This is a genomic window from Burkholderia sp. CCA53, from assembly GCF_001685525.1.
Lineage (GTDB): Bacteria > Pseudomonadota > Gammaproteobacteria > Burkholderiales > Burkholderiaceae > Burkholderia > Burkholderia multivorans.
In genome coordinates this window covers 882,095-893,213 of sequence record NZ_BDDJ01000001.1, presented here as the reverse complement: position 1 = coordinate 893,213, position 11,119 = coordinate 882,095, and the positions used below count along the sequence as shown (strand labels likewise).

Here is an 11,119-nt window from a genome sequence, read left to right as displayed (position 1 = left end):
CGAGGCCGCGGATGCGTGCCGGCGCGCCCGGCCGTTACGTTTTTTCACGGAGCGCGAAGGCAGTTTGGGTATCATGGCTGCGTCGCGCGCGCCGGCCTTGCCGGACGCCGTTTTCACCCCGGTGGCCGGTCTGGCCCTTTCGCCTTCGAGGAATCGCATTTGGATACGCTGCTTCATTTCGTCAACCTTGTCCTGCATATCGACGCCTTCCTCGGCGATTTCATCCGGCAGTACGGCGCGTGGGTGTACCTGGTGCTGTTCCTGATCGTGTTCTGCGAGACCGGGCTGGTCGTGTTTCCGTTTCTGCCCGGCGATTCGCTGCTGTTCATCGGCGGCGCGTTCGCCGCGACCGGCGAAATGAATGTCGGTGCGCTGATCGTGCTGCTGCTCGTCGCGGCGATAGGCGGCAATACCGTCAACTATCTGATCGGCCGCTGGGTCGGGCCGAAGGTGTTCAATACGCGCATCCCGGTGCTCGAGCGCTTCCTCGATCGCGCGGCGCTGCAGAAGACGCACACGTTCTATGAAAAGCACGGCGGCAAGACGATCGTGCTCGCGCGCTTCATTCCGGTCGTGCGCACGTTCGCACCGTTCGTCGCGGGCGCTTCGGCGATGAGCGCGGCGCGCTTTCAGCTGTTCAACGTGCTCGGCGCGCTGATCTGGGTGCTGCTGCTCGTGCTGCTCGGCTATTTCTTCGGCAACATTCCGTTCATCCGCCAGTATCTGAACGTGATCGTGCTGGCCGGGATCGGCGCGGCGGTGGTGCCGGTCGCGATCGGCGCGCTATGGAAGCTCCTGCGCGGGCGGCATTCCGATACGACGCAGAAGACCGGCGGGCGGTGACGCCGGCTACGGAAGTGCGGTGAACGAGCGTGGCGATGTGCCGCGCATCGACGATCGACGAACCCCTCGCGTGGTACTGCGAGGGGTTTTGTTTTGTGGCGGCCGCTTTCCGCGCCGTCCGCCCGCCTTGTTCGTTCGTCGTTTCGGGGAGGCTGTCGTGTCGCGTGTCGCGTTTGCGTCGCGATGCCGTCATGCGCTGCGATGCGCGACCGGCGTTTCGGGCGTCGGGTACTGCGCGTCGCGGAACGTGTCGAGGATCACGCGGTGCGTGTCGCAGTAGACCTGCCAGTAGTTCGCGGGCTGCGTGGACGGTCGCACGAACAGCAGCGGCCCTTCGGGCGTGAACTGCAGCACGCCGACGTCGGGCGCCGGATTGGTCAGCACGTTCGGAATCTTCTGGACCGCGGCCTTCAGCCGGTTGATCGCGTCGACCGCATCGACGCCGTTCGCGATCTTCGCGGTCAGATCGACGCGGCGGTACGGCGTTGCGCTGTAGTTCGCGATGTTGTCCGAGAAGATCTTGTTGTTGCCGACGATCGTCACGACGTTGTCGGCCGTGATGATCGTCGTGCCGAACAGGCCGAGCTCCTTCACCGTGCCGGTGACGCCGCCCGCGCTGATCACGTCGCCGACCTTGAACGGGCGCAGCACCTGCATGAACACGCCCGCGGCGAAATGCGACAGCAGCCCGCCCCATGCCGTACCGATCGCGAGACCGAGGCCGGCGAGCAGCGCGGCGAACGACGTGGTCTGCACGCCGAAAAGCTGCAGGATGGCGAGGATCAGCAGGATCGTCAGCAGCACGCTGACGACGGAACTCAGATAGTCGGCGAGCGTCGGGTCGACCTTGCCGGAGCGGCGCACGACCTTGCCGAGCAGGCGTGTGCCGACGTGAATCGCCCAGCGGCCGATGAACCAGAGCGCAATCGCGGCGAGGAGGTTCAGGCCGAAGTCGAGGCCGCGGGTCATCAGGAATTGTTGGGCGGTTTCCAGGTTCAGCATGGGGGCTCCGTGGGTGAAGGGGCCGACAGGCGGCTTGGGGACCGATGGTTATAACCGAAGCGCCCGCGATGCAGGATCAACAAATGTTAAAGACTGCACTGCATCGCGGGGAAATCGCGCGTTTCGCGCGCGATCTAAGCGGAATGCCGAACCGTCTGCATCATGCAGAGCGCGAGCGCCGCTTCCCAGTGCGGCGCGTGCAGACCGAAATGCTCGGCGAGCTTCGCATTCGACATCTGCGAATTGGCCGGCCGCTTCGCGGGCGTCGGATATGCGCTGGCGGGAATCGGCATTACCGCCGGCTTCTTCGCCAGATCGGCGAGGCGGAAGATCGCTTCGGCAAAGCCATGCCACGACGTCGAGCCGGCGGCGCACAGATGATAGATACCCGAATGCGCATGCCACCATTCGTCGCGCATCGGGGCGGATATGGCTTGCGCGACGACGTGCGCGGTCAGTGTTGCGATCGTATTCGACCACGTCGGCGCGCCGATCTGGTCGGCGACGACGTTCAGTTCGTCGCGCTCGGCGCCGAGCCGCAGCATCGTCAGCAGAAAGTTCTTGCCGCGCGTGCCGTAGACCCAGCTCGTACGGAAAATCAGATGCGCGCATCCCGATGCCGCGATCGCGCGTTCGCCGTCGAGCTTCGTCCTGCCGTACACGTTTTGCGGGTCGACGGGATCGTCCTCGACGTACGGGCCTGCTTTCGTGCCCGAAAACACGTAGTCCGTCGAATAATGGATCAGCGCGGCGCCGATGCGCTTCGCTTCTTCCGCGAGCACGGCCGGCGCTTCCGCATTCAGCCGTGTGGCCATTGCCACGTCGGTCTCCGCCTGATCGACCGCCGTATAAGCGGCGGGATTCACGATCAGATCGGGCTTCAGGTCGCGTACGACGTCGCGCACCTGATCGAGACGCGACAGGTCGAGCCGGCTGCGATTGAGGGCGACCACGTTGCCGAGCCCCTGCAGCGTACGCTGCAATTCGAACCCGACCTGGCCGTTGATGCCGGTCAGCAAAATCGTTTTGCGATCGGAGGTCTGCACGGCGGCCCTCACTGGAAGCACTCGGCTTCGGCGAGCCGTTTGCCTGCCGCATCCTTCGCGGCCAGCAACGGCTCGAAATCGATCGGCCACTCGATGCCGATGTCCGGATCGTTCCACACGATGCTGCGCTCGTGCTCGGGGTACCAATAGTCGGTGGTCTTGTAGAGGAACTGCGCCGCCTCCGACAGCACGACGAAGCCGTGCGCGAATCCGGGCGGCACCCAAAGCTGCCGATGGTTGTCCGCCGACAGCGTCACGCCGACCCACTTGCCGAAGTTCGGCGAGCTGCGGCGAATGTCCACGGCTACGTCGAACACTTCGCCTTCGACCACGCGCACGAGCTTGCCCTGCGCATGCTGGATTTGATAGTGCAGCCCGCGCAGCACACCCTTCGCCGAGCGCGAATGGTTGTCCTGCACGAACTCGACGCCCGGCTCGACCTGCTCCGCGAACTCGCGCCCGTTGAAGCTTTCGTAGAAGTAGCCGCGCGCGTCGCCGAATACCTTCGGCTCGATGATTTTGACTTCGGGCAGTGCCGTAGCAGTTACCGTGATGGCCATGCAACCTGATCCGTAAGAATGTTCAGCAGATATTTGCCGTAGCCGTTCTTCGCCAGCGGCTGGGCCAATTTCTGCACTTGTTCCGCATCGATCCACTGGCGGCGGTATGCGATTTCCTCGGGGCACGCGACCACCAGCCCCTGACGCTTCTGCAGCGTCGCGATGAAGCTCGCCGCTTCGATCAGCGAATCGTGTGTGCCGGTGTCGAGCCAGGCGTAGCCGCGGCCCATGATCTCGACGTTCAGCGTGCCATCGGCGAGGTAGCGCGAATTGACGTCGGTGATTTCCAGTTCACCACGCGCGGACGGCTTGATGTCGGCCGCGATGTCACACACGCGGTTGTCGTAGAAGTACAGGCCCGTGACCGCATAGTGCGAACGCGGCTTGGCCGGCTTCTCTTCGATCGACAGCGCGCGAAAGTCCTTGTCGAACTCGACGACGCCATACCGCTCGGGATCGTGCACGTGATAGGCAAACACGGTCGCACCGTGCTCCTGCGCGTTGGCGTGCTCGAGCTGCTTGGCGAGATCGTGACCGTAGAAGATGTTGTCGCCGAGAATCAGCGCCGACGGATCGTTACCGACGAAGTCCTTACCGATGATGAACGCCTGCGCGAGACCGTCGGGCGACGGCTGCACCGCGTACTGGATGTTCATCCCCCACTGACTGCCGTCGCCGAGCATCGATTCGAAGCGCGGCGTGTCCTGCGGGGTCGAGATGATCAGCACGTCGCGAATGCCCGCGACCATCAGCGTCGACAGCGGATAGTAGATCATCGGCTTGTCGTACACGGGCAGCAGTTGTTTCGATACCGCATGCGTGATCGGATAGAGCCGCGTGCCGGAACCGCCCGCGAGAATGATGCCTTTGCGTGCCATGTCTGCCACCCTTACGCGCGCTGCGCGTAGTTGGTCTCGACCCACTTGCGGTACTCGCCCGATGCGACTTCGTCGACCCACTGCTGGTTGTCGAGATACCAGTCGACCGTCTTTGCGAGACCCGTTTCGAACGTCTCGGCCGGCTTCCAGCCCAGTTCGCGCTCGAGCTTGCGCGCGTCGATCGCATAGCGGCGATCGTGGCCGGGGCGGTCTGTCACGTACGTGATCTGATCGCGATACGAGCCCGTTGCCTTCGGCCGTTTCGAATCGAGCAGATCGCACAGCGTATGCACGACTTCGAGGTTCTTCTTCTCGTTCCAGCCGCCGACGTTGTACGTCTCGCCCGGCACGCCGCGCGCGAGCACTTCACGGATCGCGCTGCAGTGGTCGCCTACATACAGCCAGTCGCGCACGTTCTGGCCGTCGCCGTACACGGGCAGCGGCTTGCCGGCGAGTGCGTTCGCGATCATCAGCGGAATGAGTTTTTCCGGGAACTGGTACGGGCCGTAGTTGTTCGAGCAGTTCGTCGTCAGCGTCGGCAGGCCGTAGGTGTGATGGTATGCGCGAACGAGATGATCGGAGCCGGCCTTGGTTGCCGAGTACGGGCTGTTCGGCGCGTACGGCGTCGTCTCGGAGAATTGCGGGTCCGTGGCGGACAGCGAGCCGAACACTTCGTCCGTCGAGACGTGCAGGAAGCGGAACGCGGCCTTGTCGGCTTCGCGCAGCGCGTTCCAGTATTGACGCGTGGCTTCGAGCAGCGTGAAGGTGCCGACCACATTGGTCTGCACGAAATCGGCCGGGCCGTGAATCGAGCGATCGACATGGCTTTCTGCCGCGAAGTGCAGCACCGCGCGCGGCTTATGCTCCGCAAAGAGCGCGTCGAGCGCAGCGCGGTCGCAGATATCGACGCGCGCAAACACGTGCTTCGGATTGCCTTCTAGCGACTGCAGCGTACGAAGGTTGCCCGCGTAGGTCAGTTTGTCGACGTTGAGCACGGCTTCGTCGGATGCGCGCAGCCAGTCGAGTACAAAGTTGGCGCCGATAAAGCCTGCGCCTCCTGTCACCAATATCATGTAGTCCCTTTTACGTTGAGCGGACGCGAGCCTTGCGCGCTCCATGGTCGGCAAGGCCCGTTCAAGGCCGCGCGAAGAATATCAAGAAACCGCGGGGCCGAACGGGCGTCCGGTCCGGCCGGCTCGACCGTGGGGTGCGGGCGGCCCTCGGGGGCGCCGTCTCGCGTCAAACGGTCGAGTTTATCTTACCGACATCCGTCTCCTACTTATGCCGAGGCGCAAACCCCATACGCCGAACCTCCGCGCCGTGCGCCACGATCGCCGTGCTCTCCGGCACTTGCTCCCACGCACCGCGCAGATCGACGAGCGGTTCCGACACGACCATGAACGCATCGTCGCCGGCTTCCGCGATCCGCGGATTATGTGGATACAGAGCGTGCAGGTGCTTGAACGACGTGCTGTGGAACAGCGACCGCGATTGCCGCTCGCTCGAGTAGCGCACCGCGATGATCCGTTCGCCGTCCGTCGCGCAGATCGTCATGTTCAGCGGCTCGGCGACGCGATGCCGAGCCGCGGTTTCCTCGACGATGCCGACCATCCGCTCGAGCGCCGGCAGCGGCGCCTGTTCGAGGCCGTACGTCAGCGCGAGCCGGAACATCAGTTCCGAATCGGTCGAGCCTTCGAGCGTCGGGAACAGCGCCGGATCGATCTTCATCGTCAGATCGCGACGCAGCTTGTGGAAATCGCGAATCAGTCCGTTATGCACGAACAGCCAGCGGCCGTGCCTGAACGGATGACAGTTGGTTTCCTGCACCGGCGTGTCGGTTGCCGCGCGGATGTGCGCGACGAACATCGGCGAGCGGATCGCGCGCGCCGCTTCACGCAGATTGCGATCGTTCCACGCGGGATGCACGGAGCGATAGCGGAACGGCAGTTCGTCGGGGTGCCCGTACCAGCCGATGCCGAAGCCGTCGCCGTTGGTCGTCGTCGCGCCGAGTTCGGAATGCAGGCTCTGATCGATCAGCGAATGCTTCGCGCGAAACAGCACGGTCTCGAGATGGATCGGGTTGCCCGTATAGGCGAGCCAGCGACACATGAAACGCTCCTTCGCGATGTATCTGTGCGCATGGTAGCCGAGTTCCATGCGCGGCCGGCGTGGCGCGAAGCCGTCGCGTCGCGCCGGCCGCGGCGCGTCAGTCGCCCATCGCGTCCATCACGCGTGCGGAGTAGACGAGCGCGGCGCCGGCATTGAGCGCGACTGCCACGCCGAGCGCTTCGGCGACTTCTTCCTTCGTCGCGCCGTGCTTCGCCGCCTCCGCGGTGTGCACGGCAATACAGCCGTCGCAGCGCGTCGTTACGGCGACCGCGAGCGCGATCAGCTCGCGCGTCTTCGCATCGAGATGGCCGGTTTTCGCGCCGGCGCCGGACAGCGCCTTGTAGCCGGCCAGCGTATCGGGCGACAGCTTCGCGATTTCGCCGATGCGCGTCGAGAGTTCCTTCCGGTATTCGTTCCAGTTCAGCATGATGCGTCCTTTGGAAAAGAGGTGAGGAGGGCGGCCGCAGCCGCAATCTTGGCGATGCAGGGGCTATTCTGCGCGTTCGCACTGAGGCTTTCGATACGCTACAGTGTCGATTTTTAGCGCAATCGTCTCATGGATGCATTGAGTCAACTGTTATTGCTCGGGCGCAGCCACGTCGAGCTCGATCTGCGCTGTCTGCTCGACGGCGCGTTCGCAATGCCGCACGCATCGCTGCCGCCCGGCGAGGCGGCCTTTCATCTGGTGCTGGCGGGCAGTTGCCGGCTGCGTACCGCCGGCGGCCGTACGTTGCAACTGGCCGAAGGCGACTTCGTGTTGCTGCCGGGCGGCGACGCGCACGATCTGCTCGACGCGATCGCGGTCCGGTCGCGCGCCACCGCGCCGTTGCGCGAGCCGGACCGCGACGGCGGCACGGTGCTGCCGATCAAGTCGAATCTGGGGGCAGCCGACCGGGATCGCGCGAGCGTGGATCTGCTCTGCGGACGCTTCGTCTACGCACGCGGCGCCGGAGAATTGCTGATGCGGACGCTGCCGCGCATGCTGCACGTGGGTTTGCGCGACGGGCTCGCGACGGCGCCGCCGCTGCAGTGGCTGACGGATGCGCTGCGCAGCGAGGCGTCGAGCGCGCAGCCGGGCGCGCGGGCGATCGTGAATGCGCTCGGGCAGGCGTTGCTCGCGTATGCGCTGCGCGCGTACGGGCGCGATACGCGGATGCCGTCGGGCTGGCTCGCAGTCGCGGCCGACGCGCGGCTCGGCCCGTCGGTTCTGGCCGTGCTGCAGGCGCCGGCGAAGCCGTGGACGGTCGAGTCGCTCGGCGACGCCGTCGCGATGTCGCGTGCGACCTATGCGCGGCATTTTCGCGAGAAGGCGGGGATGAGCGTCGGTGCGTTTGTCGCGCAGATCCGGATGATGCATGCGTGCACGCTGCTGCGGGAGACGCAGCGCGGACAGGCGGAAATCGGGCAGGCGGTGGGGTATCAGTCGGAGGCGGCGTTCGGGAAGGCGTTTCGTGCGGTGCTCGGTACGACGCCTGGGAGGTGGCGGCGGGCGTGGAGGGGCGTGTAGGGGCGGCGGTGCGAATGGCGGTTCGACGATAGGGCCTTGGCATGCCGGGCGGCAGTCAGGCGGAATCGTTTCCGACAGCAGACAGAGGAAAACAGAGACCGGAAATCCATTCAGCAACCGTCGTTCGCGTTCGCAACTGCATCGGGGATCGCAGTGCTCGGGGGTTTGGCGCATTACTGAGCGGTCACGCGATTATTTAGCGTCAATTCGATCGACCGATCCACAGTATTGCGTTCGAGCCGCAAATTGCGCACCGAATTACTCAGCATTTTGGGGCTAAGGCGGCCTGCGGCGTCACTAATCTACGGTATGCACGCGTTCCGAGTGACAACGGCAACTCCAGGAATGCCAAGAGTGCCGCTGGCTATTTCGAGTCCTTACACTCATTGCACGGTCGCCATCGTTTGCTATGCTTCGCGATTGATTGAACGGCCGATGCCTTTCGATTTGCATTCAATCTATGACACTAATGGGCGCGCCGCATTGTCTGAGAGCAATCGTCGGCGTGCTTCCCGCGACGGGGAAATCGCATGGCTGGGAAATCCTGCTCAATGTGCTGCGCGGCGGCTACGCGCAGTTCGATCGCATCGTCAAACTCGACACTCCGCTGGGTAACGACTGGCTCGTGCCGCTTTATGTGAAAATCAACGCACGGCTCGGGCGCAATTTCGAGGTGACTGTCGACGCATCGTCGGTCGTCGGCGACAAAATCAAGCTCAATGCCTTGATGCTGCAGCCGGTGACACTCTGGATTCGCCAGACCGACGGCGCGTATCTGCCGATTCACGGCTACGTGCAGCAGGTTCGCCGTTTGGGAAGCGACGGCGCGCTGTCATATTTTCAACTGCGTTTTGCGTCCTGGCTGAGTTTCCTCAAGCTCAGCAGCGATCGCCGCGACTGGCAGGAAGCCGGCGGCTGGCAGATTCTCGCCGACGTGTTCGACAAGCATCCACAGTCCAACGGTCAATACAGATCCGAGCTGCGTGGAGCAATTCGCTCATATTCGCACCGCGTGCAGTGGGAAACGGACTGGAACTTCGTGCACCGCAGCATGGAAGAAGTCGGGGTGTTTGCGCGCTTCGATTTCGCGAAGGACGGCAAGTCGCATCAGGTCGTAGTGATGGACGACCTCTATTTCGGGCCGTCGTTGCCGAAGCCGGAAATGAAATTCAGTCGTGCCGGCGCGGAGGAGGATTGCCAATACGACAACCAATGCAATTGTGGCCGGTTGGAAGGATTTCCCGCTGAACATCTCGAACGCGAAAGGGCCGGGCGCGGATTTCCGCGACGTGTTGCGCATCGCCGATCTGGACAAGAGCAGTGCAAAGGACGACAAGGGGCGGCGCTGGTATTACGTGACGATCGGCACCAAGGATGGCGGCACACGTGAGGGCTGGGTGTGCGACCAGGAGCATCCGCTCGTGCGCACGTGCGGACCCTGGGACTGGCCGGGATTCGAACTCGTCGACAACAGCAGCATCAAGCCTCTCGATATGCTGAAGCGCTACATTTACGTGGCCGAGCAGTTCCTGGTCGACGAAGACAAAACCGAATTCGAAACGAGTGCGGCGACCGTCAACGGCAGCGCACTGATCACGAAGCTGGAGAAGGCGATCGACGTCAACCATGACGGAAAGGTCACTGCGCAGGAACTCAAGCATGCCCAGGAAATCCGCTGGACGGCGGAAGCGCTGTCCCATATCGTCGTGCGCTGCGAGAGCGAGTGGGGCGGTGGTCTTGGCAAGTGGGAAGCGTTGTCGCCGCTGATGAAGAAGCTGCTGTGGCTGTGGAAGGCCGAGATCGAGCGGATCGGGAAATTGCAGTGGTGGGAGCAGGTGGTCGGCGTTGAAGGGTTTCCGAAGGAGCCCAATCCGTGGCACTTTCATCCAATTGGGCTAATTGGAAACTTCGCCCAAAAAGGCGAAGAGGGTTGTGGCGATTGCGCTGCCCGCTTCAAGAAGATATCTAAAATTATTCTGAAGCACGAGGGCGGAATTGTGAACAACAAAAACGATAAAGGCGGACTCACAAATAGAGGGATAGCCTGGCTGACGTGGCAGAAATATGCCAAGGAAGATCTTGGGGTTGAGCCAACTGCCGAAAATCTAAAGGCGCTCACCGAGAGTCAAGCAGAGGTAATTTACTTAAAGAGATTTTGGGAGCCAAAAGGATTTTGCCAATTCCGTGACGACCGCGTTGCTGTTATGACATACGATTGGACGATTACATCTGGCGGCGCAGTGAGGCAAATTCAAAAAATGCTCAATTCAAAATACGGAGCTGGTGTGAGCGAAGATGGCGGTCTTGGGCCCTCCACGATCAAAGCGATAAACAAGGTTCAAGACCAGGACCAATTGCTCCAGGATATCGCGGACATTCGCCGAAAATATTACAGGATGTTGGTCGACAATGATTCCAGTCAGGCCGTTTTTTTGAAAGGATGGCTCGACCGTGTTAACGATTGTCTTCAGGTGAAATTATGAATAGATTGATGCAAATTTTTATTGGTCTGTGCCTTCTTATTGGATTGGGCACGGCGATCGCGCAAGGGGCTCGAAGTGAGGTAAGCCCACTTCTTGGCGAATGGAGGTATGTTTCTACGCAACACGAAGGGGGGAGGCCTTATTCCACTTTTGTCATTAAATTGCACGAATCTTCAAGCAATAAAATTACGGGCAGCTATTGCTTTATCACTGAAGAAGGTCGGAGAATTGATTGCGATCCGGAGGGGGTGAGTAATTTGGGTGGCGTAATATCGGCGGGCGGATTGCAGGCCACGATCAATTTCTTCTCGTTTTTTGGCGCAAGGAACGGGATCGCAGATATTTCGTTAAATAACGGCGAATTGCACTGGAAGGTTGTAAAAAATCCGGATGGTGATTTTTTCTATGGTCCATTCGATGTTTTTCTAACGAAGAGTGAAAGGGCGTCTAAGAATAAAATGGTGGTCACTAATCGGGCGTACTTATATTTGGGGCCGGCAAGAAAAAGTAAATCAAAGGCATATCTAATAAAGGGCGATGAGGTTGAGCTATTGAATATTTCAGAGAATCTAAAATTTTGGAAAATCAGATATACCGCGAAGGACGGAAGGACTATAGAGCGCTGGCTTGAGTGTGGCACCGTTAACGCATGTCCATAGCCCGGAGCGAAGATGACATCGTGGCCGGCTGA

General features: G+C 61.7%; 10 protein-coding genes and 2 pseudogenes. 5 read left to right on the top strand and 7 right to left on the bottom strand.

What is annotated here, in order from left to right:
* Positions 1–159: 159 nt before the first annotated feature.
* Complete coding sequence (locus BCR55_RS04170; protein ID WP_006401587.1) at positions 160–843, top strand: DedA family protein; 684 nt, start codon at positions 160–162, stop codon at positions 841–843.
* Positions 844–1,032: 189 nt separating this feature from the next.
* On the opposite strand, the gene BCR55_RS04165 is transcribed toward BCR55_RS04170, so the two are convergent.
* The 7 genes from BCR55_RS04165 to BCR55_RS04135 form a co-directional block, all read right to left on the bottom strand.
* Positions 1,033–1,845 carry a mechanosensitive ion channel family protein gene (locus BCR55_RS04165; RefSeq protein ID WP_065494221.1) on the bottom strand — a complete coding sequence of 271 codons (813 nt, stop codon included), beginning with the start codon at positions 1,843–1,845 and terminating at the stop codon, positions 1,033–1,035.
* 134 nt (positions 1,846–1,979) lie between these two features.
* Complete coding sequence (gene rfbD / locus BCR55_RS04160; RefSeq protein WP_065494220.1) at positions 1,980–2,891, bottom strand: dTDP-4-dehydrorhamnose reductase; 912 nt, start codon at positions 2,889–2,891, stop codon at positions 1,980–1,982.
* A gap of 8 nt (positions 2,892–2,899) precedes the next feature.
* Positions 2,900–3,451 (bottom strand): dTDP-4-dehydrorhamnose 3,5-epimerase, encoded by a 552-nt coding sequence (gene rfbC, locus BCR55_RS04155; RefSeq protein ID WP_048805208.1) that lies wholly within the window; start codon positions 3,449–3,451, stop codon positions 2,900–2,902.
* Positions 3,436–4,329: a glucose-1-phosphate thymidylyltransferase RfbA gene (gene rfbA / locus BCR55_RS04150; RefSeq protein ID WP_065494219.1), complete on the bottom strand. Its 894-nt coding sequence runs from the start codon at positions 4,327–4,329 to the stop codon at positions 3,436–3,438. Before rfbA ends, rfbC begins: the two co-directional genes overlap by 16 nt.
* 11 nt (positions 4,330–4,340) lie before the next feature.
* Complete coding sequence (gene rfbB, locus BCR55_RS04145) at positions 4,341–5,402, bottom strand: dTDP-glucose 4,6-dehydratase (RefSeq protein ID WP_065494218.1); 1,062 nt, start codon at positions 5,400–5,402, stop codon at positions 4,341–4,343.
* Between the two features lie 202 nt (positions 5,403–5,604).
* Positions 5,605–6,438 (bottom strand): class II glutamine amidotransferase, encoded by an 834-nt coding sequence (locus tag BCR55_RS04140; RefSeq protein WP_012214048.1) that lies wholly within the window; start codon positions 6,436–6,438, stop codon positions 5,605–5,607.
* Between the two features lie 97 nt (positions 6,439–6,535).
* The gene (locus tag BCR55_RS04135; RefSeq protein ID WP_006401580.1) at positions 6,536–6,865 is read right to left on the bottom strand and encodes a carboxymuconolactone decarboxylase family protein; all 330 of its coding nucleotides are present in this window, start codon (positions 6,863–6,865) and stop codon (positions 6,536–6,538) included.
* Between the two features lie 129 nt (positions 6,866–6,994).
* On the opposite strand from BCR55_RS04135, the gene BCR55_RS04130 reads away from it, so the two are divergent.
* The 4 genes and pseudogenes from BCR55_RS04130 (at position 6,995) to BCR55_RS30110 (ending at position 11,087) form a co-directional block, all read left to right on the top strand.
* A complete protein-coding gene (locus BCR55_RS04130; RefSeq protein WP_065494217.1) occupies positions 6,995–7,945 on the top strand; it encodes an AraC family transcriptional regulator in 951 nt (316 codons plus the stop codon).
* A 541-nt stretch (positions 7,946–8,486) separates the two neighbouring features.
* Positions 8,487–9,140 (top strand): annotated as a pseudogene (locus BCR55_RS30125) (phage late control D family protein); the annotation flags it as partial.
* A pseudogene (locus BCR55_RS33250) lies at positions 9,139–10,428 on the top strand (glycoside hydrolase family 108 protein); the annotation flags it as partial. The pseudogenes BCR55_RS30125 and BCR55_RS33250, both read left to right, overlap by 2 nt.
* Before the next feature lie 8 nt (positions 10,429–10,436).
* The gene (locus BCR55_RS30110) at positions 10,437–11,087 is read left to right on the top strand and encodes a hypothetical protein (protein ID WP_254661818.1); all 651 of its coding nucleotides are present in this window, start codon (positions 10,437–10,439) and stop codon (positions 11,085–11,087) included.
* Positions 11,088–11,119 lie beyond the last annotated feature (32 nt).